We start from the raw sequence: 25,850 nt of genomic DNA, 5'->3' as shown, positions 1-25,850 counted from the left end.
CTCGTGCCATGGATATCCAGCAGTTCTTCAGCGCCCTATGGGATGATTACGTCGCCATGACGCCCCAGGCCCAACAGATCCAGGATGCCTTCGTGGCCGACGGCGAGACCATCGTCAACGACCACGTGGCCTTCCGGACCTTCGACCGCGGGCCGATCACCCTGAGCGCGCTGGAACCTCATCTGCTGGCGCTCGGCTACACCCGCTTCGCCCCCTATGACTTCGCTGAGAAGAAACTGCGCGCCTTCGGCTATCTGCCGCCGTCTCCCGACATGCCGCGCGTCTTCCTCTCCGAGCTGAAATGTCATGAGCTTTCCGAGCGCGCCCAGTCGATCATCGATGGTCTGGTCAGCCAGATCTCGCCGGATGCCGCCACCCAGCCCTCCGTGCTGTGGTCAGGTCGCCTGTGGGACGCGCCGACCTTCGAGCAGTATCAGCGTCTGATGGAGGAGAGCGAATACGCGGCCTGGCTGTCGATCATCGGCCTGCGTGCCAATCACTTCACCATCAGCGTCAATGCACTTACCCGTCATGACACGCTCGACAAGGTACTGACGCGCGTCGAAGCACTTGGCCTGGGCATCAATCCGGCCGGCGGACGCATCAAGGGCTCACCCGAGGTCCTGCTGGAGCAGGCCTCCACCCTCGCCGACCGCCAGACCTTCACTTTCGCCGGCGGCGAGCAGCACGAGATCGCGACCTGCTACTACGAGTTCGCCCGTCGCTATCCGGATGCCGACGGCAAGCTGTATCAGGGTTTCGTGGCCGCCAGTGCCGACAAGATCTTCGAATCCACCGGAGCACTCCACCCCGTGATTGCCGACTGGCTTGACCTGACACTCGAAGGCCACGCCAGCGCGCGTGGCATGGGACGCATCCCCGGTGGGCGCTATGAGATCGTCGCCCCCGGCGTGCTGGAGATCTGTCCGGACACCCAAGGGCCTGCGGCTCGCCCCTGCGTGCTCTCGGCGGGAATTCACGGCAACGAGACGGCGCCCATCGAACTGCTGGGTGAGCTGATCGCCGGTCTCGAGAGCGGCCACCTGATCGCCGGTGCCCCGCTGCTGCTGATTCTGGGCAACCTACCCGCCATCCGCACCGGTGAGCGCTTCCATGCGACCAACCTCAATCGGCTGTTCCGACGACGGCTGCCGGCAAGGCCAATGACTGTCCAGCCAATGATGAGCCGGCACGCGCCCGCCAGCTGATGGCGGCAGTGGATGACTTCTACGCCCGCTTCCCGCCGGCCGATGGCACGCGACACCTGCACTACGACATGCATACCGCGATCCGCGACAGTCACTACCCGCGCTTTGCCGTGGTGCCCTTCAGCGAGGGAGAGGCCATCAGTCCCTCACAGTGGTCGATATTGAGCGCTGCCGGCCTCCAGGCCGTGCTGCATCAACATCAGCACAGCTGGACCTTCTCGCACTACTCGCGCCACTACCATGATGCCGATGCCTTCACGCTGGAGCTGGGCCAGGTGCGTCCATTCGGCGCCAATGACATGGCGGCACTGGCGCCGATGTCCCGCCTGCTCGCGGCTCTAGCCACTGGAACGCCGCCGGATGAGTCTGATCCCGGTGCCATGGATTACTTCAAGGTGGAAGTGGAGCTGATGCGCCACTCCGCAGACTTCGCGCTGTGCTTCAGCGAGGACGTCGCCAACTTCACCCGCTTCGCCCCCGGCACGCTGATCGCCCGGGATGCGCAGGCGGGCCCCTGCATCATCGGGGACACGCCGCTGAGCGTGGTATTCCCCAATGCCAGTGTCGAGATCGGCGCTCGCGCCGCCTTGCTGCTGGCCAGCTGCGTCTGGATCGGAGTAACGGCATGACCAAGACATCCCCCGGGATCGAGACCCCGAACCGCGAGGTGCTGCCCCTCGAGGTTCGCGACATCACCAAGTCCTTCGGCAGCAATCAGGTGCTCAAGGGCCTGTCGCTCAAGGCACGCAAGGGCGACGTCATCACGCTGATCGGTGCCTCTGGCTCCGGCAAGAGTACCTTTCTGCGCTGCATGAACCTGCTGGAACAGCCGGACGGTGGCGACATCTTCGTCCATGGCGAGCAGATCGGCTTCAAGGACACCCGCCGCGGTCGCGAGCCGATGGACTGGCGTCAGGTCGAGCGCATGCGCGCGCGCCTGTCGATGGTCTTCCAGGGTTTCAACCTGTGGTCACACATGACCCTGCTGGAAAACGTCATCGAGGCGCCGATCCACGTGCTCGGCAAGCCAAAGAAAGAAGCCATCGCGCACGCGCGCAGCCTGCTGGATCGCGTCGGCCTGCTCGAACGCGCCGACTACTACCCGGCCCAGATGTCGGGGGGCCAGCAGCAGCGTGGTGCCATCGCGCGCGCCCTGGCGATGGAGCCGGAAGTGATGCTGTTCGACGAGCCGACCTCGGCACTCGACCCGGAACTGGTCGGTGACGTGCTCAAGGTGATGCGCGACCTGGCCGAGGAAGGCCGCACCATGGTGGTGGTGACCCACGAGATGAGCTTCGCGCGCGACGTCTCGAGTCAGGTGGTCTACCTGCATCAGGGTCTGGTCGAGGAAGCCGGCGATCCGGCTGAGGTACTGGGCAATCCCCAGTCAGAGCGACTCAAGCAGTTCCTGGCGCCCAAGTACTGACAGGCAGGACTGATGAACAGGACTGACGGACGGCTCTGATCAACCGCTCGCTCCGCCGGCGCTTCCCCCGGCACGGTGATCCCGTGTCCGGCACATGATTCAGCACCGCGAGCGCCATGCCATCGGCAGGCCTCGAGGCGCAAGAGATTTCAGGAATGAAAGTGATGAAACAGTTCGCGACACGCGCCCTGATGGGCCTCACCCTCGGCCTCTCCACTCTCGCCATCTCGGCAGGCGCCGTGCAGGCCGCCGATGTACCGGACCCGCTGCGCCTCGGCATCGACGTGCCCTACGCGCCCTTCGGCTACAAGCTGCCGAGCGGTGAGCTGACCGGCTTCGAGATCGAGCTGGGCAATGCCATCTGCGAGCAGCTCGCCACTCGCTGCGAGTGGGTCGAGCAGGACTTCGACGGCATCATCCCGGGCCTGATGGCACGCAAATACGACGTCATCATGTCCGCGCTGACCATCAACCCGGAGCGTGAACGTCAGGTGCTGTTCTCCGCGCCCTACTTCACGCCGCCGTCCGGCTGGTTCGTCAAGGCGGACAGCCCACTGGCCGGCGCGGACAGCCTCGATGCCGAGGCTCTCAAGGGCAAGGTGATCGGTGTCCAGCGCGGCAACCTGCAGGATCACTACGTCACCGACCTCTACGCCAGCGTGGCCGAGGTGCGTCGCTATACCAAACTGGATGATCTGGTGCTGGACATGGACAGCGGTCGCGTCGATGTCGCCTTCCTTGATCTGCCGGTCGGTCAGGACACCCTGGTCGAGGCCAATGATGGCAATTTCGTCAATACCGGCAGCGCCATCAGCGAACCGAAGAAGTACTTCGGTGACGGCTTCGGCATCGCCATGAAGCAGCGCGATCGTGATCTCAAGAAATCCATCGACGAGGCACTGGACACGCTGAAGGCCGACGGCACGCTCGAGCGTCTCAACGCCAAGTACTTCGCCAGCGCCCCGCGACCGCCAACAGCCAGTAAACCGCTGAGCGGTTTGCACGGCGCTTCACGGGAGGATTCCCATGATCGACCTACAAGGCTACGGGCCAAGTCTGCTGGAGGGTGCCTGGGTCACGGTGCAGCTGGCCGTGCTGGCCCAGCTGCTGGCCATCGCCCTCGGGCTGATGACAGCGACCGCCAAGATGTCGCGTTCCACACCACTGCGCTGGATCGCGACGCTCTACACCACCATCATCCGTGGCGTACCGGACATCGTGTTGATGCTGCTGCTGTTCTTCGGTGGTCAGATCGGCATCAACATGGTCACCGACTGGCTGTATGACCGCTATGACATCGATGTCTTCGTCAACGTCGACGAATTCACCGCGGGCGTCATCACCATCGGCTTCATCTTCGGCGCCTACATGGGTGAGACCTTCCGCGGTGCCTTCATGGCAGTGGATGCTGGCCAGATCGAGGCCGGACGTGCCTATGGCATGAGCAACTGGAAGGTCTTCAAGCGCATTCGCTTCCCGCTGATGATGCGTCACGCCCTGCCGGGGCTGGGCAACAACTGGATGGTACTGCTCAAGACCACCGCCCTGGTGTCGGTGATCGGGCTGGTCGACATGGTGCGTGTCGCCAGCGAGGCCGCCAAGGCGACCCATGAGCCCTTCACCTTCCTGTTGCCGGTCGCGGCGGGCTATCTGCTGATCGCCACCGTGTCCGAATGGGGGCTTTCGCGCCTCAAGAAGCGCTACAACACCGGATTCGGGGAGGCCAGCGCATGGAACAACTGAACGATGCGGGCCCGACAGGCATCATCGCCCAGCTTGGCCAGATGCTCGATGATGTGCTGAGCGACAACTACATCTTCACCGCCACCACTCTCTGGCACTACTGGGAGGGGCTGGTCACCACGGTGCAGCTGGTGTTCCTGTCGCTGATCATCGGGCTGGTGCTGGCCGTGCCATTGGCGATCCTGCGCGGCTCGCGCCGCCGCTGGATCAAGATGCCGGTCTACCTGTACACCTATGTCTTCCGTGGTACCCCTCTGCTGATCCAGCTTTACCTGATCTACTACGGAGTGGTGTTCTTCGATGGCTTCGACATCTCGTTGGGAATCACCAGCGTGCATGTCCCCAGCATTCAGGACACCTGGCTGTGGGAGTACTTCCGTGACCCCTTCGTCCCGGCGCTGCTGGCCTTCGTGCTCAATACCGCGGCCTATACCACCGAGATCTTCCATGGTGCCATCCAGTCCACGCCCAAGGGCGAGATGGAAGCTGCACGCGCCTATGGCATGTCGCGGGGCAAGATGATGCGTCGCATCATTCTGCCCAGTGCCTTCCGACGTGCACTGCCGGCCTACGGCAATGAAGTCATCTTCATGCTGCATGCCAGCGCCATCTGCAGCGTGGTGACGCTACTGGATCTCACCGGGGCGGCGCGTGACATCTATGCACGCTTCTATGCCCCCTTCGAGGCCTTCCTGTTCGTCGCCGCCATCTATCTGTGTCTGACCTTCACCATCATTGCCATCTTCAGGCAGCTGGAGAAACGTCTGCTGGCACACTTGAAACCATTGAATTGAACAGGGAGCGTCTGGTGTCGCTGACACGTCAGCTCGACCAACAACAACGAGGAACGGGAACGACATGAAGAAGCTTCTGGGAATTTCCCTGCTGGGTGCAGCACTGATGGCCGGTGGCGCACAGGCCGCCGAGACACTGCGCATCGGCGTCGATGTGCCTTATGAGCCGATGGAATACAAGACACCGGACGGCGAGCTGACCGGCTTCGACATCGAGCTGGGCAATGCCATCTGCGCGAAGATCAACCGCGACTGCGAGTGGGTCATCCAGGCATGGGACGGCATCATCCCCGGCCTGATGGCACGCAAGTACGATGCCATCATGTCCTCGATGACCATCAACGAAGAACGCCGTGAGAAGGTGCTGTTCTCCGACACCTACATCACGCCGCCGTCTGCCTGGTTCGCGCCGTCCGACAGCGCGTTGAGCGCCACCTCCACCGAGGCCCTGGCGGGCAAGGCCATCGGCGTGCAGCGCGGCACCCTGCAGGACAACTACGTCACGGATCTCTACGCCAAGAATGCCGAGGTCAAGCGCTACACCACCGCCGATGACCTGGTGCTGGACATGGATGCGGGTCGCCTCGACATCGCCTTCCTCGACTTCCCGGTCGGCAAGTCCACCCTCATCGATGGCGGCAACGGCAACTACAAGGCCGTGGGGGAAGTGGTCACCGAGCCCAAGAAATACTTCGGCGACGGCTTCGGTATCGCCATGCGCAAGCGTGACAAGGACCTGGCCGAGCAGATCAACGGCGCACTGGCGGAACTGAAGGCCGATGGTACCTACGACACCATCCACACCAAGTACTTCGGCGAGAAGAAGTAAGATCGCCTCCCATGTCATGCCCATGTCGAGACATCCTTCACGTCCGGCGCGCCTTTCTCGTATCGCCTCTTCCCTGCTGTTGACCCTTGGCGGTCTCCTTGCGCTCAGCGCCTGCAGTGAAGGCGATGACGAGGCTTCCGCTGGCGCCCAGCCGACACCTCCCACGATGGAAGTCGTCGCGGCCAAGGCTCAGCCGGTCGCGGCCTGGCACACTTACACCACCCGCCTGGAATCTCCGCAGAGCGTACAGCTGCGCCCGCGCGTGAGCGGTGAAATCGAAGAGGTCCTGTTCACCGAAGGCAGTCAGGTGAGCGCCGGCACCCCGCTGGTCCGCCTCGATCAGCGCCCCTTCAAGGCCGAGGTTGATCGTCTGGAAGCCGAGGTGGCTCGCGTCAAGGCAGAACTGGCCAACGCCCGCAGTGAATCCGGACGCGCGGCCAGCCTGGTCAAGCGCAACCTGATCTCCCGCGAGGAAGCCGATTCACGCAGCACCAGCGTCTCCGGTCTCAACGCCCAGCTCAAGGCCGCCATCGCCCAGCTCGAGCGCGCCCGTCTGGATCTCGACTACGCCACGGTGCGTGCCCCGATCGATGGCCGACTGTCCAATGCCCGCATCACGCGCGGCAATACCGTTCAAGCCGGTCAGAGCGTGTTGACCACCCTGGTGGAAACTCGCCAGCTGGACGCCTATATCGACATCAGCGAGCTGACCTGGAATCAGGACTTTGCCGACGTCTCCGCCGAGGATCATCTGCCGGTGGAACTGCAGCTGACAGGCCAGCAGGACTTCCCGTTCCAGGGCGAGCTCGACTTCATCGACAACAGCGTCGACATCGATACCGGTACCCTGCGCATTGGCGCCACCTTCGCCGCAGAGGACCCTGCCCTGCGGCCAGGCGCCTTCGCGCGCCTGCGCATCGCCTCCCCCGAGATTCGCGATGCCGTGCTGATCCCGGAGCGTGCCATCGGCACCGATCTGGATCGTCAGTTCGTGCTGGTGATCGGCGAAGATGACACCCTCGCCTACCGTGGCATCACCACTGGCCCGCGCTTTGGCCCGCTGCGTGCCGTCACCGATGGCCTGGCCGCCGGTGATCGCGTGCTGGCCGCCGGCCCCGCCAAGGCAGGCCCGGGCATGCCGATCACGCCCAAGCTGGTCGAGATGTCCGACGATGGTGCCCTCAAGGCCCTCGCCGAGCGTGTCGCTCGCCTGACGCAACACCAGAAGGATCAGCCGTCGCACGACAATGATCAGGATGCCGCGGCGCTGGCCGAGGCCGACCGCCAGGCAGCAGGAGGCCGTACGTGAACGTCTCCAGCTTCTTCATCAAGCGCCCGGTCTTCGCCGCGGTGCTGTCGATCCTGATCGTCATCTCGGGGCTGCTGTCACTGTTCCAGCTGCCCATCTCCGAGTATCCAGAAGTCGTGCCACCTACCGTGGTGGTGCGCGCCAACTACCCGGGCGCCAACCCGGAAGTCATCGGTTCGACCGTCGCCACGCCGCTGGAGCAGGAAATCACCGGCGTCGAAGGCATGCTGTACATGGACTCCCAGGCGACCTCCGACGGTAACCTGACCCTGACCGCGACCTTCGCGCTGGGCACGGATCTGGACAAGGCCCAGGTGCAGGTGCAGAACCGCGTGGCACGCGCCACGCCGCGACTGCCACAGGAAGTGCAGCAGCTCGGCATCACCACCGAGAAGGCCTCGCCCAACCTGACGATGGTGGTCCACCTGACCTCCCCGGATGGCCGCTATGACCAGCTGTGGCTATCCAACTACGCGCGCCTGAATCTCAAGGACAACCTCGCCCGTCTCGACGGCGTCGGTGACGTGCGCCTGTTCGGTGCTGGCGAGTATTCCATGCGCGTATGGCTGGACCCGGACGCCGTGGCGGCGCGTGGACTGTCTGCCGGTGACGTGATCAGTGCGCTGCGCGCCCAGAACCAGCAGGTCGCCGCCGGTTCCGTCGGTGCCCAGCCCGCCCCGGATGACAACCAGTTCCAGCGCCTGCTCAATGTGCGCGGACGTCTCGAGAGCACGCAGGAATTCGAGAACATCGTCATCCGTGTCGATGAGGATGGCCGCCTGACGCGCCTGAAGGATGTCGCACGTGTCGAACTGGGTGCCGACAGCTACTCGCTGCGCGCGCAACTCGACGGCAAGGATGCGGTGGCGATGCCGATCTTCCAGCGCCCCGGCTCGAATGCCATCGCGCTGTCGGATGCGGTCCGCGAGCGCATGAGCGAGATGTCCGATGCCTTCCCCGATGGCGTCAGCTACGACATCGTCTACGACCCCACCGTCTTCGTGCGCGGCTCCATCGAGGCGGTCATCGATACCCTGTTCGAGGCCATCCTGCTGGTGGTGATCGTGGTGATCCTGTTCCTGCAGACCTGGCGCGCCTCGATCATCCCGCTGATCGCGGTTCCGGTCTCGCTGATCGGTACCTTCGCGGTCATGCAGCTGATGGGTGTCTCGATCAATACGCTGTCGCTGTTCGGACTGGTACTGGCCATCGGTATCGTGGTCGATGACGCCATCGTGGTGGTGGAGAATGTCGAGCGCAACATCGAGCTGGGCCACTCTCCCATCGAGGCGACCCAGATCGCCATGCGCGAGGTGACCGGCCCGATCATCGCCATCGCGCTGGTGCTGACGGCGGTCTTCGTGCCCACCGCCTTCATCAGCGGCCTGAGCGGCCAGTTCTACAAGCAGTTCGCGCTGACCATCACCATCTCGACGCTGATCTCGGCCTTCAACTCACTGACCCTGTCGCCGGCGCTCTCGGCCCTGCTGCTCAAGCCGCACGGTGCCAAGCCGGACTGGCTGACACGCCTCATCGATGGCCTGTTCGGACGCTGGCTGTTCGCGCCGTTCAACCGGGCCTTCAATGCCATGTCCAACGGCTACACCGGCCTGATCAAGAAGCTGCTGCGCTTCGGTGTCATCGTCGGCGTGATCTATCTGGCACTGCTCGGCGCCACCGGCAAGCTGTTCGACAGCGTGCCCGGCGGCTTCATCCCGGGACAGGACAAGCAGTATCTGGTCGCGATGGCTCAGCTGCCGGACGCGGCAAGCCTTGATCGCACCACCGAGGTCATCAACGAGATGCAGAAGCTGGCACTCGAGACACCGGGGGTCGCCCATACCGTGGCCTTCCCGGGGCTGTCGGTGAACGGCTTCGTCAATGCCTCCAATTCCGGCATCCTGTTCACGCCGCTGGATGACTTCGAGGATCGCCAGTCGCCCCAGCTCTCCGGCCAGGCGATCGCCGCCGAGCTCAACCGCAAGTTTGCCGGCATCGACGAGGCCTTCGTCGCCGTCTTCCCGCCGCCGCCGATTCTGGGTCTGGGGACCACGGGCGGCTTCAAGTTGCAGCTGCAGGACCGCGGTAACCAGGGCTTCGATCAGCTGTTCGCCGCCGTGCAGACCATCACCGCCAAGGGCAATGCCGACCCGCGCCTGAGCAGCGTCTATTCCAGCTTCCGCATCCAGGTGCCGCAGTACGACATCGATGTGGACCGCGAACAGGCGATGATCATGGGCGTCCCGGTGGAACGCGCCTTCGAGACCCTGCAGATCTACATGGGCTCGCTGTACGTCAATGACTTCAACCGCTTCGGGCGGACCTATCAGGTACGCGCCCAGGCCGAGCAGTCGGCGCGTCTCGACCCGGATGACATCCGTAATCTCAAGGTGCGCAGCGACAACGGGCGCATGATTCCGCTGGGCAGCTTCGTCAAGGTGACGCCGACCACCGGGCCGGACCGCGTGATGCACTACAACACCTATGTCAGCGCCGACATCAACGGCTCGCCGGCACCGGGTGTCTCCAGTGATCAGGCCAAGGCCGCCATCGAGGAAGTGCTGGCAGCCAATCTGCCCCAGGGCATCGGCTACGAGTGGACGGAGGTGACCTACCAGCAGGTGCTGGCCGGCAACACCATGATCTATATCTTCCCGCTGGTGGTGCTGCTGGTGTTCCTGGTGCTGGCTGCCCAGTACGAGAGCTGGTCGCTGCCGCTGGCGATCATCCTGATCGTGCCGATGACGCTGCTGTCGGCGCTGGCTGGCGTGTGGCTGACGGGAGGCGACAACAACATCTTCACGCGGATCGGGTTGATCGTGCTGGTGGCGCTGGCCTGCAAGAACGCCATCCTGCTGGTCGAGTTCGCCCGTGAGCAGCAGCATGAAGGTCAGAGTCGCCTGGATGCCGTGCTGACGGCCTGTCGCCTGCGTCTGCGGCCCATCCTGATGACCTCGGTGGCCTTCACCGCCGGCGTGGTACCGCTGGTACTGGCCACGGGCGCCGGCAGCGAGATGCGCCAGGCGATGGGCGTGGCGGTGTTCTCCGGCATGATCGGCGTCACCGTGTTCGGCCTGTTGCTGACGCCACTGTTCTATGTCGGCATCCGCAGGATGGTCGAGAAGCGTACTCGGGAGCGGGTAGCATGTACGCCGATACCTTCAATGATCTGGCCCTTGAGGCTGAACTCGAGAACTTCGCGCATCGCTGGTTCTCTCTGCTCAACCGCCTGGCGCCGTCCCTCGAGCTGGCCGAGCTGCTGGGAGACGATGCCGTGATCCAGCTGCTGGATGAGACGCTCACTGGCAGCGAATTCCTGACCAATTGGGAACAGCGCCGAGATGATCTGCTGATCAACAGTCATGCACTGGGCTGGGTACGTGCCCGACGCGAGAGTCTCGACACGGCCACCCTGCGCATGGGCGGCGAGCACCGCGCCGCGCATCACGACGGCAGCGTGCTGCACACGCATTTCGATGCCGAGTGGGTGCTGGATCTGAGCTGGGGTGAGCCACGCATCCAGCGCATCAAGCTGCTGGACGTGCGCACGCTGTAGAATGCAGCATCGCCGGTGTATCGACATCCTCGAGAATGCCGGCATCGCTGACGACCACCTCACGCAAGGCATCACGATGTCGAAGGATCACTTCCCGCGCACCCTCACCGCCCTCAAGCGCTGCCAGCTCACGCCATAGCGTCCGCCCGAACAGCACCGGATGCCCGGGGCTGCCCTGCCTCACGGTGCAAGGCGTGAAAGGTCTGCGGCGTGATCTGCGCCATGTCCGCCAGCCATACCGCCGCCACCTGCACATGCGCCAGGGTGGCGTCCTCACTCAGCTGACGGAAGGCATCGCCGAGACTGGCGCCGAGGCCGTTGCCCGCCTGCGGCGCACGCCAGATTCGCCGGGCATGCTCACGCGCGAAGTCATCTCCCAGCAGTGCGGCGGGATCATCGTCCTCACGCAGCAGCAGACGCCAGTCCACCTCACAGGGCATGACCTGCGAAAGCGTCGCCATCAGGAGTGTCTGGCCATCCGCCAGACAAGCCTGACGCTTGTCACTGCCAAAGCGGCGACTCTGACCGGCCGCCATCACCAGAATGATCGTCTCACTCATGTCGGGTCTCACAGACTTTCCCGAGCGCGCCCGCTTTCCCGAGCGCGCCCACGCCGGATACGCACGATATCGGCCATGACCGCCAGCGCGATCTCGGCCGGCGTCTTGCTGCCCAGATTGAGCCCGATCGGCATCACGATACGCGCAATTTCCTCAGCGCTGAGCCCGCCACTGCGCGCCAGCCGCTCGGCGCGCGCCTGAGAGGTACGCTGCGAGCCCATCACGCCAATGTAGAAGGCGGGCTGGCGTACCGCCTCGATCATCGCGAGATCATCAATACGTGGATCATGGGTCAGCGCCACCACGGCGGTGGCCGCATGACAGCCCCCCGCCGCGATGAAGCGCGAGGGCAGCTCACGACGCAGGGTGACACCGGTGTGCGACGTCTTGCGGGCATCCCAGTCCGCCAGCACTTCCTCACGCGGCTCGCAGATGATCACCTCGAAGCCGAGGCTGACGGCGAAGGCCGCGCAGGCTTCCGCCACCGGCGAGAGTCCCGCCAAGAGAAGACGCGCCACCGGCCCGACCCTGAGCTGATAGCCGTACGCCTCGCCCTCGTGACCCTTGAGTGGCTCGACCCGCTCCCCCAGCCCGCTGTCCTGCTGAAGCGTACGCGCGCCATCCCCCGCCAGCATGACCTGACGCAGACGCGGCGTCTGACCCTCGAGTGCCTCGCGCAGTGCCTTGAGATGCGCGATGTCCGCCTCGCTGGCCGTGAAGCGCTCGACCAGCACGTCCAGCAAGCCACCGCACGGCAAGGCGATCCCCGCGCCCTGATGGCCGCCCTCGCCATAGCGGATCACCTGGGCGCTCGCGGTGAATTCGCCTCCCGCCAGGCGCGCCAGGAAGTCCTCCTCGACACAGCCACCGGACAACGAGCCACGATGCTGGCCATCGGCACGCGCCACCAGCCAGGCGCCCGGCTCACGCGGTGAGGAGCCGAAGGTGGACAGCACCGTACACAGCCAGATCGGGCTGTCAGGCCGCGTGCCATCTGACGGCGCCAGCCAGTCGATCGCCTGACAGATCACTTCAAGATCAAGATGTTGCATCAAAAATCTCTCATATCGGAAGCCGGCTCCCAGCCAGAAGACACGAAACCCGCCACCCGGGCATGCCGGAGTGGCGGGTATCAGACGCATTCACCGGTGAGGATCAGGCCTCGCTGAGCGCGGCCTTGAGCGCCGCCGGGCGCATCGGCAGATCACGCAGACGAACGCCTACGGCGTGATGGATGGCATTGGCCACCGCCGGTGCGACCACCGTGGTACCCGGCTCGCCAAGACCGACCGGCATCTCGGTACTGTCAACGAACTCGAGATCCATCTGCGGCACCTGATGCATGCGCAGCGGCTGGTAGGCGCCCAGATTCTGCGCCACCGGGCCACCCTCGCGGTATTCGGTGCCTTCGTGCAGCGCCATCGAGACGCCCCACAAAAGCGAGCCCTCCAGCTGCGCCATGGCGCCATCCGGGTGTGCGAGGGTACCGGCATCGACGACACTGGTCAGCTTCTCGATCTTGACCTCGCCAGTGGCGCGATCGACCTTGACCCGTGCCACGCAGGCCACCCAGGTCGGCATGCTGCGTTCCTGACCGAAGCTCAGCGCCACGCCCATGCCGGTATCTTCCGGCAGGCTGTCACGCTCGCTCCAACCGGACTTCTCCATCACGCGCGTGAGCACGTTGCGCAGACGTTCCGCCCCGCCCGTGCTGACCGGCGCCTTGCCGGCATTGCGGCCTTCGGCGTCCAGCAGCGAGAGGCGGAATTCAGCCGGATCCTGCTCGGCTGCCTGCGCCAGCTCATCGATGTGCTGCTCGACCGCCCATAGCGTCCAGCCCGGTGCGACGGAGCGCAGATACCCCGGCACGAAGGCCTCATGAGCGACCTTGTTCTGCTGCGCCCAGACACGCTGGGTGCCGACGTTGTACCAGTGGTCCGCGCCACTGATGGAGAAGGAATCCAGCTTGCCACCGCCTTCCACGGCTTCGGCGAGGAAGCTCGGCATCAGCGCGGCAGTCGGCCAGCCTGCCGCGGCGGCGTGCTCGGAGGCCACGACACGGCCCTCGGCATCCAGACCGGAACGCACACGCTGCACCGAGGGCGAGCGCACGCAATCGAAACGGCTATCGTCCGGGCGCGTGAAGATCATCTTGACCGGACGCCCCACGGCCTTGGCCGCCAGTGCCGCCGGCACGGCGTAGTCACCGTGGAGACGACGCCCGAAGCCACCGCCCAGATACAGCTGGTGGTGAGTGATCTTGCCATCCTCGACGTCCAGCGCCTTGGCGACGAGGGGAATCAGCAATGACTGCTGCTGGTTGCCGCAGTGGACATGCCAATGCCCCTCCTCCTCATAGGCCAGTGCATTGGCCGGCTCCAGAGTGAAGTGCAGCACGCTTGAGGTGGTGAAGGTGGACTCCACCGTGGTCGCCGCACCTTCGATCAGCGCGGAAGGGTCACCCTGATCCACCATCAGCGAGCCATTGTCACGACTCGGGGCGCTGACCAGTCGCTGGCCTTCTGCCTGGATCGCCGCCTCATCGACGTGATAGCTGTCGCCCTTGCTCCATTCCACCTTGAGCAGGTCAGTGGCACGCATGGCCGCCGAGAAGTTGTCGGCGATGACCGCAAGCCACCCCTGACACATGCCGGACGGATCCTTGAGCTCAATGGTCTGGCGATAGCCGATGACCTTCTGGGCTTCGCTGTCATCCACGGCCGTGACCTTGCAGCCGAAGCGACTCGGCGGCAACACCGGGCGCGCATGCAGCGTCTTGCCGACACGGGCTTCCACCTCGGCAGGCAGGGTGTAATCGATGCCGTAGACCGCCTGACCGTTGGTCTTGGCCGGCACGTCCAGCGCATTGCCCTTGGTGCCGAGCACGCGGCGCTCGGAGGCCGGCTTGAGCTCGATGGCCGCCAGCTCATCTTCCGTGAAGCTGCGCTCAAGGCCTGCCGCGACGATCTCGCCATAGCCCAGTGACTGATCGCCACTGATGACACGGCCCTTGCGCGCCTTGCAGCTCTCGACAGACACGCCCATCTGTCTGGCGCCCGCTTCGATCAACGCGATACGCCCGGCAGCCCCCGCCTGCGACAGCGGCTGGTAGCTGTGATTCACCGACCAGCTGCCGCCGGTGATCATGTAGCCCCACTTGGGATCGCTGTCGACGTAGACGATCTCGACGGAGGCCAGATCGGCCTCGAGCTCCTCGATGACCAGACGCGCCAGGCTGGTGGCGACGTGCTGTCCCATCTCGGCCTTGGTGATATGGATGGTGATGGTGCCGTCAGTGCCGATGGCATACCACATGGTCGGCTCGAAGGCGCCGGCGGACAGCGTCTCGCTGGCAGAGCGGCCGTCATCGGCGCCGCTAGCCAGGGCTGCGCCGGAGACCCCGAACGCCAGCATCGCGGAACCCGCGACACTGCCGATCAAAAAACCACGCCGCGTGATGCCGTGCTGGCTCGAGGGGTGACGAGTGGCTGCCTGAGCGCGCTGATGCCGGCCCAGCGTATCTTCAAACCTTGCCATGAGATGTCTCCTCGGCAGCAGAATGGCTCACGGCATCTGCCGTGGCACGCGGATCGAATGTGCCGACACCGGCAGTCGCGGCGGTGGCCTCGGTCTGCTGGCCCATCACCTGCGCCGTGTCGCGCTCACTGGCGATCGCGGCGGCACGCTTCACCGCACGATGGATACGCACGTACGCCATGCAACGACACAGGTTGCCCGCCATGGCGGCAGTGACCTGCTCATCGGTGGGGTTCGGTGTGTGCTTGAGGAAGTCAGCGGCCTGCATGATCTGGCCGGACTGGCAGTAACCGCACTGCGGCACCTGCTCCTCGACCCAGGCTTGCTGTAGCGGGTGGTCATCGTTCTCGGCCAGCCCCTCGATGGTGACGATGTCACCACCCTCGGCGGCCAGTACCGGCAGGACACAGGTGCGCGCCGCGGTGCCGTTCAGGTGCACGGTGCAGGCGCCGCACTGGGCGATTCCGCAACCGAACTTGGTACCGGTCAGGCCCAGGTGTTCACGCAGCACCCAAAGCAACGGGGTTTGCGGATCGACCTCGAGACTGACGGCCTTGCCGTTCAGAGTGAAGTTGGCCAAGGGGCTTCTCCTCAGGAGCATGAAGCAGGGGGATCTGACATGCAACTCAACTGGAAGGCGGCGATCGCGCTGGCAGCGCTGATACTCGCCATCAATACCGGCGCGCGCCAGGCGATGGGCTTCATGCTGCCACCGATGGCCAGCGAGCTTGCCTGGGGCATGGGCAGCCTGTCATTTGCCCTCGCCATCCAGAATCTGGTCTTCGGGCTGGCCGCGCCCATCGCCAGCAAGCTGTCGGATCGCTTCGGCACGCTCAGCGTCTTCCTGGTCGGCAGCCTGTGCTATGCGGTCGGCATGGGCGTCACCGCCCTCTGGCCGACTCCGACGGTGTGGATGCTGGGCGCCGGCGTGCTGGCCGGCATCGGTATCGGGGCGACCACCTTCCCGCTGGTGCTGGCCGCCGTCACGCGCGTGGTTCCCCTCCAGCATCGTGGCATCGGCCTGGGCATCGCCTCGGCCGGCGGCTCCTTCGGGCAGCTAGTCTACTCGGTCGCGACCCCGATGCTGGTGCTGATCGACTGGAAGATCGCCATGCTGGCGCTCGGCGCCAGCTGTCTGCTGCTGATTCCCATGGCCCTGCCCTTGCTGCGTCGCCCGCCGGCCGGCAGTGAAACACAGGCGGAGGATGTCCCGAGCCAGGGCCCGCTGCTGCAGGACCGGCGCTTTCTGGCGCTGGCCGGCGGCTTCTTCGTCTGCGGCGTGCACGTCGCCTTCATCGCCACCCACCTGCCCAATTTCGTGGTCGCCTGCGGTCTGCCCCTGAACGTGGCCGGCAACACGCTGGCGATCATCGGCGCGCTCAATATCGCCGGCACCATCCTGTTCGGTGCCTGGGGCGGCCGCCGTCACCCGCCGCAGCTGTTGATGCTGATCTATCTGTGCCGCGCCGCACTAGTGATGGCGATGGTGGTCATCCCGCCCAGCAGCATGCTGCTCTACGCCTTCGGCGCGATCATGGGCGTGCTGTGGCTGTCGACGGTGCCACTGACCAGCCAGGCCGTCGCGCTCTACTTCGGCCAGAAGCGTCAGGCCTTCGTGTTCGGCATGGTGCTGGCCGCGCATCAGGTCGGCGCCTTCCTGGGGGCCTGGGGCGGTGGTGTGGTCTATCAGCTGACCGGCAGCTACGACCTGCTGTGGATCGCCAGCGGCATCTTCGGTCTGCTGGCCGCGCTCGTGCACTGGCCGGTGCGCCGCGAGCCCAAGCGCATGGTGCAGCCACAACTGGCCTGAGTCGCGCCACGGCATCTGATTCTCAAATGTCAGACCACAATGGGCTCGGGCCAGGCGATCAACGCTGGAAGGCGTAGACATTGCCGACCTTCAACAGCCGCGTCAGCTCATCCAGCGCCGCCAGTGTCTCCTCGGCCAGCTGCGGGTCGGCGAGATCCGCCGGCGTCAGGCTGTCACGATAGTGACGCTTGACCCAGTCACCCAGCTCGCCGTGCAGCTGATCCGTCATCATCACACGCCCGGACAGCGCGGCGCGCTCGGCGTCACTCAGTACCACGCGCAGACGCAGGCAGGCCGGGCCACCGCCATTGCGCATGCTCTGCTTGACGTCCTTGACCAGCACTTCCCCGATCGGGTTCGGGCCGGCCAGAATCGCATTCTGCAGCGCATTCCATACCGCCTCGTTCTCCTGACACTCGCCCGGCACCACCAGCGTCATGCTGCCATCGTCATTGGAGAGCAACTGCGAGTTGAAGAGGTAGGAGGAGACGGCATCCTCGAGGCTGACGGCTTCCAGCGGCACGCGGATCGGGATCAGCGGTGTGGACAGTTTCGCGCGAATTTCGTTGAGCACCGCCTCCTCATCGCGGAAGGCCAGCTCGTGATAGAACAGCACCGGGCCATTGCCCACCGCGATGACATCGTTGTGGAAGACACCGGCATCGATGGCCTCCGGATGCTGCTGGGCGAACACCACCTGATCCTCGCTCAGGCCATGCTGACGCGCGACGGCCTGACTGGCTTCCAGTGTCTGACGCGCCGGATAGCGACGCGGTTCGACGCCGTCACCGCCGAAGGCCTGACGGCCATAGACGTAGAGATGCACGCCCGGCCCGCCGTGGCCATCACACAGCCGCGTATGATTGGCCGCACCTTCATCGGAGAAGGCCGGCGTCGCGGGCAGCGCAGGATGATGCGCGAAATGGGCATCGTCGGCGAAGATGGCACCGAGGATGCGTCCGGTGGTCGCGGGCTCCAGGTAGCGGTGGAAACTGGATTGCAGGTTGGCCGGCGTGAAGTGCACGCGGCCATCACCGCTGTCGCGCGAGGGCGTGACGGTGGCGGCGTTCGCCGTCCACATGCTGGAGGCGGAACACACCGCGCGCAGAAGCTGCGGTGCCTGCTCGCTGGCCGCCTTCAACACCTGGGCATTGCTGCCGGTGAAGCCGAGATCACGCAGTGCGCCAAGGTCCGGGCGCTGCTGCGGCAGCAGAATCCCCTGTGCATAACCCAGATCCGCCAGCGACTTCATCTTGTCGAGGCCCTGCAACGCGGCTTCGCGCGGGTTGGAGGCCAGCCCGCCGTGACGCATCGAGGCCACGTTGCCATGCGCCAGACCGGCGTAGTTGTGGGTCGGGCCGACCAGGCCATCGAAATTGATCTCTTGATACGGAGTATCGGACATGAAGGTCTCCTGCCACGACGCCTTGGCACCTCAGGGAGCAGGCACGGCGAGCGTCGTGGTCAACAATGGGTAAGCGGCAGCGGTGCCCGAACGGACGGCCTTACAGACGGATACCGGCCGGCAGGGTCGCGGGCAGCGCCAGCGCCTCGGCTTCCATCGAGGCGACCGGATAGCTGACATAGTCGGCCGCGTAATAGGCGCTGGGACGGTGGTTGCCGCTGTCGCCGATGCCACCGAAGGGCGCGTCGCCGGAGGCGCCGGTGGTCTGGCGGTTCCAGTTGACGATGCCGGCGCGAATGCGCAGCAGGAAGTCGTCCCAGTCAGCACGCTCACCGCCGATCAGCCCGGCCGAGAGACCGTAGCGGGTGTCATTGGCCAGCGCGATGGCCTCGTCCCAGTCGGTGTAGCGATGGATCTTGAGCAGCGGACCGAAGAATTCCTCGTCCTCGAGCGCAAGGCCGGTGACATCGATCAGCGCCGGGCTGAGCAGACTGGTGCCCTCTTCAAGCTGCTGCATGCGCACGAGGACATTGCCGCCCAGCGCTTCGAGATCATCCTGCGCCTTGAGCAGGCCCTCGGCCGCCGCGACACTGGCCAAGCCGCCATAGAAGGGCGCGTCCTGCTCGAACTGCCCCGCCACGCGCAACTCGCGCAGCGCCGTGGCCAGCGCCTCGATCAGACGATCACCGACCTCGCCCTGCGGCACCATCAGGCGGCGCGCACAGGTGCAGCGCTGACCGCCCGAGGCGAAGGCCGACTGGATGATCGCCAGCACCGCGGCGGTTTCATCCTGCACATCACGCACCACCAGCGGATTGTTGCCGCCCAGTTCCAGCGCCAGCAGCTTGCCGACCTGACCGGCGAACTGACGGTGAAGCAGCTTGCCGACCTTGGCACTGCCGGTGAACAGCAGCCCATCGATGCCCTCGGACTGGGACAGGGCCTGACCGACGTCCGCCGCGCCCTGCACCAGATTGATCACGCCGGCCGGCAGGCCCGCGGCCTCCCAGCATTGCAGGGTGAGATCGGCGGTGGCCGGAGTCAGCTCGGAGGGCTTGAACACGCAGGCATTGCCCGCCAGCAGCGCCGGTACCATGTGGCCGTTGGGCAGGTGCCCCGGGAAGTTGTAGGGGCCAAAGACGGCCATCACACCATGCGGGCGGTGGCGCAGGACCGCCTGGGTGCCCGCGACATCCTTGGCGCGCTCGCCGGTACGCTCGTGATAGGCCTTCACCGAGATCGCGATCTTGCCGATCATCGCGCCGACCTCGGTACGCGCTTCCCACAGCGGCTTGCCGGTTTCACTGGCGATGCAGATCGCCAGCGCTTCACGATGCTGCTCCAGCTGATCGCGGAAACGCTCCACCACCGCCAGACGTGCCTCGAAGCCCAGACGCGCCCAGGTCGGGAATGCCTGACGCGCTGCCGCGACGGCCTGCTCGACCTGCTCGGCAGTGGCCGAGGCGCCCTGCCACAGGCGTGCCTGGGAGACGGGGTCGGTCTTGGTGAAGGATTCGGCCTCCCCCGCTTGCCACGCGCCGTCGATGAAGAGCTGTTGACGCACGTTGAGTGTGGCGGGAGTCGGAGTCGTAGTGGTCATGGCATGCCTCATCGAAAGGGCGCGCCGCGTAAGCGACGCTGAACAAGGAGATAACGGGGCAGTTGGCGATCTGCCCCGCTGATGGCAAAAGGACGCAAGGCGACATGGGCCTGCGAGATGGCGCAAAGAAGCGGATGCCCGGGGCGAATGCTTCAGCTGGCCAGCACGCGTAGCGTGTCACCGCCGGTGACGCCGAGGCGTTCGGCCTCATCACGGTGAAGGCGCACATGGCAGGCACCCGCGTCGTCCCGCGTGACAGCATGGCTGATCCAGCTGGCGCGGAAGTCCGCCATACCGGTGGTGGCGGCCATCACGGCGGGACGCTCACAGGCCGGGGCATCAGACGCGATCACCTCGACACATGCCAGCTGGCTGTCACGGACGCCGCGCACGTCATCGATATAGGCCTCGACCGTCGGGCCGCCATCGAAGATGTCGACATAGCCTTCCCAGCGCAGCCCTTCCTTCTTGAGCATCGCCACCGCCGGGCGGGTGTGCTCGTGCACCTGCCCGATGGCGGCACGCGCCTGCTCGGAGAGAAACGGCGTGTAGATCGGGAACTTGGGCATCAGCTCGCCGATGAAGCTCTTCTGGCCCATGCCGGTGAGGCGGTCGGCCTCATTGAAGTCCATCGGAAAGAAGTGGCTGCCCAGACACTCCCAGAACGGGCTGCGCCCCTCGGGCGTGAAGACACCGCGCATCTCGGCCAGCACCTTGTCGGGGAAGGCCTCGCGGAACTGGGCCATGAACAGCCAGCGCACCTTGGAGAGCAGCGCACCGTTGCGGTCCTTGCGCCAGCCCTCACGCAGGAACAGCGAGCAGACCTCGGCATCGCCGGTGTGATCGGAGCACAGCGTCAGCGTATCCAGGGTGCGATGCAGATCGAGCTGCACCGAGGAATGCGCCAGCGAGCCGAGCCGGTAGTGATAGAACGGCGCATCGGTGCCCACACAGGCCTCGATGGCGCAGCAGCCCGCGATGCTGCCGTCGCGCTCATCCTCGAGCACGAAGAAGTACAGGCGATCATCGCCGGGTTCCCAGCCTTCGAAGGCGGCCAGGGTGCGCTCGATCTTGGCGCTGAGAAATTCATGATTGTCCGGCAGTGAGGTGAAGCCGACGCCGGTTTCCCGCGCCAGCACCTTGAGGCCTTCGATATCGTGACGAGCGATAGGACGAATACGCATTACAGCTCTCCCTCATCGACCGCCGGCAAGGGCATCGGCACGGCAAGCACCGCACGCCCTTCTTCCACCCCCAGTACCTCGGCCTGCTGCGGCGTCAGCATCAGCTGGCCGGTCGGCGTCAGTGCATAGCGCGCCAGCACGCAGCGGAAATCGCCGAGCCGCTGGTTGGCGACCATCGCCGGCACCGCGTCCGGCAGGCTTTCCTGCGGACGGATACGCACCGGGTGCCAGCCGCACTGCTTGAAGGTGTGCAGACGTTCGCACTCCGCCAGCAGCAAGGGGCCCGCATCGAAGATGTCGACGTGGCGCGAGCGCGAGAAGCCTTCGGCGAGCATCTCCTGCATGGCGTACTCGTGGCGCGGATTCTCGCGCCCGATGGCAGCGCGCGCCTGGGGCGTGAGAAGCGGCAGATAGAGCGGGAACGGCGGCATCACCTCGGCGATGAAGCTCTTGGAGCGCACCCCCGCCATCTGGTTGATGTCATTGAAATCACGATCAAAGAAGTGCTGGCCGACGCTGTCCCAGAACGGGCTGACCTGACGCTCGTCGCGCGTTTCCAGATAGCCCGGGAAGGCCACCGCCAGTTCATTGGCGAAGCGTTCCGGGTACTGGGCGATGAACATCATGCGTGCACGACGCAGCAGGCTGTCCGCATCCGTCTCGCGGTAGCGGGCATCCAGCGACAGCGCGCACAGCAGCGTGGCATCCGACACCTCATGCGACAGCGACAGCGTCTGCACTTCATGGCGCACGTTGAGCTGCTGCGAGGCGTGGATCAGCGTTTCCTGACGATAGGTGTAGTAGGCCTCCCGCGCGCCAGCCTCGGCGCGCAGCGAGGCGGTACCGACCACTTCCCCGCTATCGAGATCCTCGAGCACGAAGCAGTAGATCTCGTCACCGGGAAAATCGATCTCGGCACGCAGGCTGCGCTGGGAGCGCGTGATGCGCTCCTCGAGGCGGTCACGATGTGCCGGCAGATTGGTCAGGCGTGGCGTGGCCGAGGCCGCGAGCCGCTCGAGGGCGAGCAGATCGCGGCTTTCGGCAGGCCGCACCACCAGCATCGGGGCACTGCTCATGGCGCTGCTCATGCAGATGCAGAGGCGGCGACGAAGCTCGCCACGGCACGGTCGAGCTTGTCGAGACCGCTCTGGAGCTCGGCTTCACTGATCACCAGCGACGGTGCCAGACGCAGCACGTCAGGCCCGGCGACCAGCACCATCAGACCTTCTTCCATCGCCAGATTGAGAATGTCCTTGGCACGGCCCGCATAGTCCGGCGCCATCTGGGCACCGATCAACAGGCCCATGCCACGCACTTCCTTGAAGACACCGTGACGCTTGGCGATGCCTTCCAGGCCATTGCGCAGCAGTTGGTGGCGATGCGCGACGCCCTCGAGCACTTCCGGCGTGTCGATGGTCTCGAGCGCCGCCAGCCCCACCGCACATGCCAGCGGGTTGCCGCCGTAGGTGGAACCGTGAGTGCCGATGGCCATGGCCGGCGCGATGCGATCCGTGGTCAGCATGGCGCCCAACGGGAAACCGCCACCGATGCCCTTGGCGGTGGTCAGGATGTCCGGCACCACGCCGAAGTGCTGGTAGGCGTAGAGGTGGCCGGTCCGCCCGGCACCGCTCTGGACTTCATCGAAGATCAAGAGCGCATCGTGCTGGTCGCACAGCTCACGCAGCCCCTCGAGGAAGGCCTGCTCCCCCGGAATGATGCCGCCCTCGCCCTGCAGCGGCTCGACGATGATCGCGCAGGTGTCATCGCCCATCAGCTCGCGCACGGAGTCGAGGTTGTTGAATTCGGCGTGCTGGATCCCGCCCGGAATCGGCCCGAAGCCCTGGGAATACTTGGGCTGACCACCGACGCTGACGGTGAAGAAGGTGCGGCCATGGAAGGACTGACGGAAGGAGATGATCTTGTCCTTCTTCTCGCCATGGGTGTCGTGGGCGAAACGACGTGCCAGCTTGAGCGCGGCTTCGTTGGCCTCACCACCGGAGGAGCAGAAGTAGACCTTGTCGGCGAAGGTGCGCTCGGTCAGCGCCTTGGCCAGCGCCAGGGCCGGCTCGTTGGTGTAGACGTTGGACAGGTGCCAGACCTTGTCGGCCTGATCCTTGAGCGCCTTGACCAGTGCCGGGTGGCAGTGACCCAGCGAGGTGACGGCGATGCCGCCGGCGAAGTCGATGTACTCACGACCTTCCTGATCCCACAGACGGCTGCCCTCGCCGCGTACCGGAATGGCAGCCTGGGGTGCGTAGTTGGGCACCATGGCATGGTCGAAATCGGCACGGGTCAGCTGGGTCATCGTCTCTTCCTCATCGCGGGGCGTTGCGTGGCAGGCCGATGATCGGCGAGCCACGGGTCATGACTCCCGAGTATAGGGAGGCGAGATGACAAAGACTTTCAGCGAAAGGACGACGACTTATGTCAGGAGGCGACTTTTGTCACCGATGCGACATTTCAGGCCTGCAGCATGAGACGTTCGTCGCGCGGGCTGCGCCCGAAATGGTTGCGGAACGCCGTGGAGAAGTGAGCGGCGCTGGAAAAGCCGGTGGCCAGCGCGATCTCGCCGATGGGCTGATCACTCTCGCGCAAGAGCTGACGTGAGCGTGCCAGACGCAGATCCAGATAGTAGCGGCTGGGCACCGCCTGCAGATGCTTCTTGAACAGCCGCTCCAGCTGACGCCGCGAGATCCCGAGGTGCTCGCCGATCTCGTGGGTGGACAGCGGCTCCTCGATATTGGCTTCCATCAGGGTCACGGCCTCCACCAGCGGCTGGGGCGCATGGGCGAAACGGTTCTTGAGCGGCACGTGCTGTGGCTCGTCCGCCAGCCGGATACGCTCGCAGACGAAGTGCTCGGAGACCTTCTCGGCCAGGGCGCGGCCATGCTGCTGGGCGATCAACGTCATCATCATGTCCATCGCCGCGGTACCCCCGCCGCAGGTGACACGATCACGGTCCAGCTCATACAGCTGATGGGAGACGTTGACCTGCGGGAAGTCGCGACGGAACGACTCGGCACGCTGCCAGTGGATCGTCGCACGATAGCCATCAAGCAGCCCGGCGCGAGCCAGCTCACGGGTGCCGGTGGAGATACCGCCCAGCATCACGCCACGCTCGGCCAGACGCTTGAGCCAGGCCAGCAGCGCGGGATTCGAGGCCACCTCCTGCAGGCCCGCCTCACCCGCCGGCTGAGCACCGCACACGAACAGGGCGTCCAGATGGCGCGAATCACTGGCGACCAGGCTGTCCGGTGACAGGTTCAAGCCCGCAGCGGACGCCACACCGCGCCCGTCCAGCGCAAAGGTGACGGCCCGATAGAGTGTCTGCCCCGCGAGCTGATTGGCCACCTGCAGGGGCTCCAGCGCACAGGCCTGGGACAATAACGAGAAGCCGGGCAACAGCACGAAGCCGATCTGGCGTTGCTGGGCCTGGGGGGAAACCAGTGAATCCACGGGCATGGGTGTGAGTCGAGGTCCATCGCGTGAGGGTGGGGAAAACCTGCCGCCATATTGTGCCATGCCTCTGGCACTTGTGCCTGGCCCGGACTGGCATGACGCTCAAGATGAGGCCGCCACATACGACGACGCCACCCCGAAGGGTGGCGTCGTCATCGCTCTGCTGAAGCGCTCTTACATCTGCACGACATCGAATTCGACGTCGGTGGCGACGTCGGCATCGTAATCGACATCATCACGCGTGAAGCCGAACAGCTTGAGGAATTCCTGCTTGTAGCTGGCGTAGTCGGTGATATCGAACAGGTTGTCGCTGGTGACCTGCGGCCACAGTTCCTGACAGGCCTGCTGGACGTCGTCCTTGAGCTCCCAGTCGTCGAGACGCAGACGGCCGGACTCGTCGGTGACGATCTCGCCTTCACCATAGAAGCGCTCGGCGTAGAAGCGGTTGAGCTGCTCGATGGTGCCTTCGTGCAGGCCCTTCTCCTTCATGATCTTGTAGACCATGGAGATGTAGAGCGGCATGACCGGAATCGCGGCGCTGGCCTGGGTGACCACGGACTTGAGCACGGCCACGTGGGCACGACCGCCCTTGGCGGACAGCTTCTCGTGGATGCTGCCGGCGGCGCGGTCCAGATCTTCCTTGGCGCGACCCAGCGCACCGTGCCAGTAGATCGGCCAGGTGATCTCGGTACCGATGTAGCTGAAGGCCACGGAGCGGGCGCCATCCGCCAGCACGCCGGCGTCGTCCAGCGCCTGCATCCACAGCTCCCAATCCTGACCACCCATCACGGTGACGGTATCTTCGATTTCCTGCTCAGTGGCCGGCTCGACCTCCGCTTCGATGATGGTGTCCTTGTTGGTGTCGATGGCGGTCGCCCGGTAGGTCTCGCCGATCGGCTTGAGCACGGAGCGCTTCACTTCACCGCTGTCCGGCAGCTTGCGCACCGGAGAGGCCAGCGAGTAGACCACGAGATCGACTTCGCCCATGTTGGCCTTGATCAGCTCGATGGCCTTGGCGCGCGTCTCGTGCGAGAAGGCGTCGCCATTGATGGCCTGGCTGTAGAGCCCTTCCTGCTTGGCGAACTTGTCGAAGGCGGCAGAGTTGTACCAGCCTGCGGTACCGGCCTTCTTCTCGGTGCCCGGCTTCTCGAAGAAGACACCCAGGGTGTCCGCGCCGTAACCAAAGGCTGCCGTGATACGCGCCGCGAGGCCATAGCCGCTGGAAGCACCGATCACCAGCACCTTCTTCGGGCCACCGTCGCGCTTGTCACCGACCGTCTTGCGGGTGATGGCGATCTGCTCGGCAACATTCTGCTCGCAGCCCTTGGGATGAGTCGTGGTGCAGATGAAGCCGCGAACCTTGGGTTTGATGATCACGTAAGAACCTCGTTTGCTGTTGGCCCGGCGTGTACCCGCCGATGCGTGCCTGC

The 25,850-nt window shown here is 65.1% G+C and carries 19 protein-coding genes and 2 pseudogenes; 10 read left to right on the top strand and 11 right to left on the bottom strand.

Going from position 1 to position 25,850, the window contains the following annotated elements:
* Positions 1 to 8: 8 nt before the first annotated feature.
* The 9 genes and pseudogenes from CU110_RS17830 (at position 9) to CU110_RS02885 (ending at position 10,587) form a co-directional block, all read left to right on the top strand.
* A complete protein-coding gene (locus CU110_RS17830; RefSeq protein WP_346427154.1) occupies positions 9 to 1,208 on the top strand; it encodes a DUF1338 family protein in 1,200 nt (399 codons plus the stop codon).
* A complete protein-coding gene (locus tag CU110_RS17825; RefSeq protein ID WP_346427153.1) occupies positions 1,208 to 1,837 on the top strand; it encodes a succinylglutamate desuccinylase in 630 nt (209 codons plus the stop codon). The genes CU110_RS17830 and CU110_RS17825 overlap by 1 nt, the downstream gene beginning before the upstream one ends.
* Positions 1,834 to 2,634: an ATP-binding cassette domain-containing protein gene (locus CU110_RS02915; protein ID WP_077378316.1), complete on the top strand. Its 801-nt coding sequence runs from the start codon at positions 1,834 to 1,836 to the stop codon at positions 2,632 to 2,634. The genes CU110_RS17825 and CU110_RS02915 overlap by 4 nt, the downstream gene beginning before the upstream one ends.
* A 116-nt stretch (positions 2,635 to 2,750) precedes the next feature.
* Positions 2,751 to 3,578, top strand: a pseudogene (locus CU110_RS02910) (transporter substrate-binding domain-containing protein); the annotation flags it as partial.
* An 82-nt stretch (positions 3,579 to 3,660) separates the two neighbouring features.
* Positions 3,661 to 4,377: an ABC transporter permease gene (locus tag CU110_RS02905; protein ID WP_084207919.1), complete on the top strand. Its 717-nt coding sequence runs from the start codon at positions 3,661 to 3,663 to the stop codon at positions 4,375 to 4,377.
* A 41-nt stretch (positions 4,378 to 4,418) separates the two neighbouring features.
* The gene (locus CU110_RS02900; RefSeq protein WP_077378483.1) at positions 4,419 to 5,171 is read left to right on the top strand and encodes an ABC transporter permease; all 753 of its coding nucleotides are present in this window, start codon (positions 4,419 to 4,421) and stop codon (positions 5,169 to 5,171) included.
* 64 nt (positions 5,172 to 5,235) lie between these two features.
* The gene (locus CU110_RS02895; RefSeq protein WP_077378307.1) at positions 5,236 to 6,000 is read left to right on the top strand and encodes a transporter substrate-binding domain-containing protein; all 765 of its coding nucleotides are present in this window, start codon (positions 5,236 to 5,238) and stop codon (positions 5,998 to 6,000) included.
* A 22-nt stretch (positions 6,001 to 6,022) separates the two neighbouring features.
* Positions 6,023 to 7,309: an efflux RND transporter periplasmic adaptor subunit gene (locus CU110_RS02890; RefSeq protein ID WP_084207918.1), complete on the top strand. Its 1,287-nt coding sequence runs from the start codon at positions 6,023 to 6,025 to the stop codon at positions 7,307 to 7,309.
* Positions 7,306 to 10,587, top strand: a complete 3,282-nt coding sequence (locus tag CU110_RS02885; protein WP_127734489.1) for a multidrug efflux RND transporter permease subunit — start codon at positions 7,306 to 7,308, stop codon at positions 10,585 to 10,587. The genes CU110_RS02890 and CU110_RS02885 overlap by 4 nt, the downstream gene beginning before the upstream one ends.
* A 406-nt stretch (positions 10,588 to 10,993) precedes the next feature.
* Here the strand turns inward: CU110_RS02885 and CU110_RS02880 are convergent, their stop codons facing one another.
* From CU110_RS02880 to CU110_RS02865, 4 genes and pseudogenes are all read right to left on the bottom strand, one after another.
* Entirely contained in the window at positions 10,994 to 11,425 is a 432-nt protein-coding gene (locus CU110_RS02880; protein WP_127734487.1) for an NTP transferase domain-containing protein, read from the bottom strand.
* Positions 11,426 to 11,433: 8 nt separating this feature from the next.
* Complete coding sequence (locus tag CU110_RS02875) at positions 11,434 to 12,477, bottom strand: XdhC family protein (RefSeq protein WP_127734484.1); 1,044 nt, start codon at positions 12,475 to 12,477, stop codon at positions 11,434 to 11,436.
* A 103-nt stretch (positions 12,478 to 12,580) separates the two neighbouring features.
* On the bottom strand, positions 12,581 to 14,962 hold the full coding sequence (locus tag CU110_RS02870; protein ID WP_084207915.1) for a molybdopterin cofactor-binding domain-containing protein: 2,382 nt from the start codon (positions 14,960 to 14,962) through the stop codon (positions 12,581 to 12,583).
* 133 nt (positions 14,963 to 15,095) lie between these two features.
* Positions 15,096 to 15,563, bottom strand: a pseudogene (locus tag CU110_RS02865) ((2Fe-2S)-binding protein); the annotation flags it as partial.
* An 18-nt stretch (positions 15,564 to 15,581) separates the two neighbouring features.
* On the opposite strand from CU110_RS02865, the gene CU110_RS02860 reads away from it, so the two are divergent.
* Complete coding sequence (locus tag CU110_RS02860) at positions 15,582 to 16,772, top strand: MFS transporter (RefSeq protein ID WP_077378283.1); 1,191 nt, start codon at positions 15,582 to 15,584, stop codon at positions 16,770 to 16,772.
* Between the two features lie 58 nt (positions 16,773 to 16,830).
* Here CU110_RS02860 and astB read toward each other — a convergent pair whose 3' ends face one another.
* The 7 genes from astB to fabV all read right to left on the bottom strand — a co-directional run bounded on the left by astB (position 16,831) and on the right by fabV (position 25,797).
* Positions 16,831 to 18,177 (bottom strand): N-succinylarginine dihydrolase, encoded by a 1,347-nt coding sequence (gene astB, locus CU110_RS02855; RefSeq protein ID WP_077378280.1) that lies wholly within the window; start codon positions 18,175 to 18,177, stop codon positions 16,831 to 16,833.
* A gap of 100 nt (positions 18,178 to 18,277) precedes the next feature.
* Positions 18,278 to 19,777, bottom strand: coding sequence for a succinylglutamate-semialdehyde dehydrogenase (gene astD / locus CU110_RS02850; RefSeq protein WP_077378277.1), 1,500 nt, complete (start codon positions 19,775 to 19,777; stop codon positions 18,278 to 18,280).
* A 152-nt stretch (positions 19,778 to 19,929) separates the two neighbouring features.
* The gene (astA, locus tag CU110_RS02845) at positions 19,930 to 20,961 is read right to left on the bottom strand and encodes an arginine N-succinyltransferase (protein ID WP_077378274.1); all 1,032 of its coding nucleotides are present in this window, start codon (positions 20,959 to 20,961) and stop codon (positions 19,930 to 19,932) included.
* Positions 20,961 to 22,022 (bottom strand): arginine N-succinyltransferase, encoded by a 1,062-nt coding sequence (locus CU110_RS02840; protein ID WP_077378480.1) that lies wholly within the window; start codon positions 22,020 to 22,022, stop codon positions 20,961 to 20,963. Before CU110_RS02840 ends, astA begins: the two co-directional genes overlap by 1 nt.
* 23 nt (positions 22,023 to 22,045) lie before the next feature.
* The gene (locus CU110_RS02835; RefSeq protein ID WP_077378271.1) at positions 22,046 to 23,266 is read right to left on the bottom strand and encodes an aspartate aminotransferase family protein; all 1,221 of its coding nucleotides are present in this window, start codon (positions 23,264 to 23,266) and stop codon (positions 22,046 to 22,048) included.
* Between the two features lie 155 nt (positions 23,267 to 23,421).
* Entirely contained in the window at positions 23,422 to 24,423 is a 1,002-nt protein-coding gene (locus CU110_RS02830) for a GlxA family transcriptional regulator (protein ID WP_169477227.1), read from the bottom strand.
* A gap of 171 nt (positions 24,424 to 24,594) precedes the next feature.
* The gene (gene fabV / locus CU110_RS02825) at positions 24,595 to 25,797 is read right to left on the bottom strand and encodes an enoyl-ACP reductase FabV (RefSeq protein WP_077378268.1); all 1,203 of its coding nucleotides are present in this window, start codon (positions 25,795 to 25,797) and stop codon (positions 24,595 to 24,597) included.
* Positions 25,798 to 25,850 lie beyond the last annotated feature (53 nt).

The sequence above is a fragment of the Cobetia sp. ICG0124 genome (assembly GCF_004006355.1).
Lineage (GTDB): Bacteria > Pseudomonadota > Gammaproteobacteria > Pseudomonadales > Halomonadaceae > Cobetia > Cobetia marina.
The sequence above is the reverse complement of the archived record's forward strand: the minus strand, read 5'-3'. Positions and strand labels throughout refer to the sequence as shown.

What these genes read in the sequence shown, in the direction of transcription:
- CU110_RS17830 (WP_346427154.1), top strand. Translation starts at nt 9, where the DNA reads ATGGATATCCAGCAGTTCTTCAGCGCCCTATGGGATGATTACGTCGCC.
- CU110_RS17825 (WP_346427153.1), top strand. Translation starts at nt 1,208, where the DNA reads ATGGCGGCAGTGGATGACTTCTACGCCCGCTTCCCGCCGGCCGATGGC.
- CU110_RS02915 (WP_077378316.1), top strand. Translation starts at nt 1,834, where the DNA reads ATGACCAAGACATCCCCCGGGATCGAGACCCCGAACCGCGAGGTGCTG.
- CU110_RS02905 (WP_084207919.1), top strand. Translation starts at nt 3,661, where the DNA reads ATGATCGACCTACAAGGCTACGGGCCAAGTCTGCTGGAGGGTGCCTGG.
- CU110_RS02900 (WP_077378483.1), top strand. Translation starts at nt 4,419, where the DNA reads ATGCTCGATGATGTGCTGAGCGACAACTACATCTTCACCGCCACCACT.
- CU110_RS02895 (WP_077378307.1), top strand. Translation starts at nt 5,236, where the DNA reads ATGAAGAAGCTTCTGGGAATTTCCCTGCTGGGTGCAGCACTGATGGCC.
- CU110_RS02890 (WP_084207918.1), top strand. Translation starts at nt 6,023, where the DNA reads ATGTCGAGACATCCTTCACGTCCGGCGCGCCTTTCTCGTATCGCCTCT.
- CU110_RS02880 (WP_127734487.1), bottom strand. Translation starts at nt 11,425, where the DNA reads ATGAGTGAGACGATCATTCTGGTGATGGCGGCCGGTCAGAGTCGCCGC.
- CU110_RS02875 (WP_127734484.1), bottom strand. Translation starts at nt 12,477, where the DNA reads ATGCAACATCTTGATCTTGAAGTGATCTGTCAGGCGATCGACTGGCTG.
- CU110_RS02870 (WP_084207915.1), bottom strand. Translation starts at nt 14,962, where the DNA reads ATGGCAAGGTTTGAAGATACGCTGGGCCGGCATCAGCGCGCTCAGGCA.
- CU110_RS02860 (WP_077378283.1), top strand. Translation starts at nt 15,582, where the DNA reads ATGCAACTCAACTGGAAGGCGGCGATCGCGCTGGCAGCGCTGATACTC.
- astB (WP_077378280.1), bottom strand. Translation starts at nt 18,177, where the DNA reads ATGTCCGATACTCCGTATCAAGAGATCAATTTCGATGGCCTGGTCGGC.
- astD (WP_077378277.1), bottom strand. Translation starts at nt 19,777, where the DNA reads ATGACCACTACGACTCCGACTCCCGCCACACTCAACGTGCGTCAACAG.
- astA (WP_077378274.1), bottom strand. Translation starts at nt 20,961, where the DNA reads ATGCGTATTCGTCCTATCGCTCGTCACGATATCGAAGGCCTCAAGGTG.
- CU110_RS02840 (WP_077378480.1), bottom strand. Translation starts at nt 22,022, where the DNA reads ATGCTGGTGGTGCGGCCTGCCGAAAGCCGCGATCTGCTCGCCCTCGAG.
- CU110_RS02835 (WP_077378271.1), bottom strand. Translation starts at nt 23,266, where the DNA reads ATGACCCAGCTGACCCGTGCCGATTTCGACCATGCCATGGTGCCCAAC.
- CU110_RS02830 (WP_169477227.1), bottom strand. Translation starts at nt 24,423, where the DNA reads ATGCCCGTGGATTCACTGGTTTCCCCCCAGGCCCAGCAACGCCAGATC.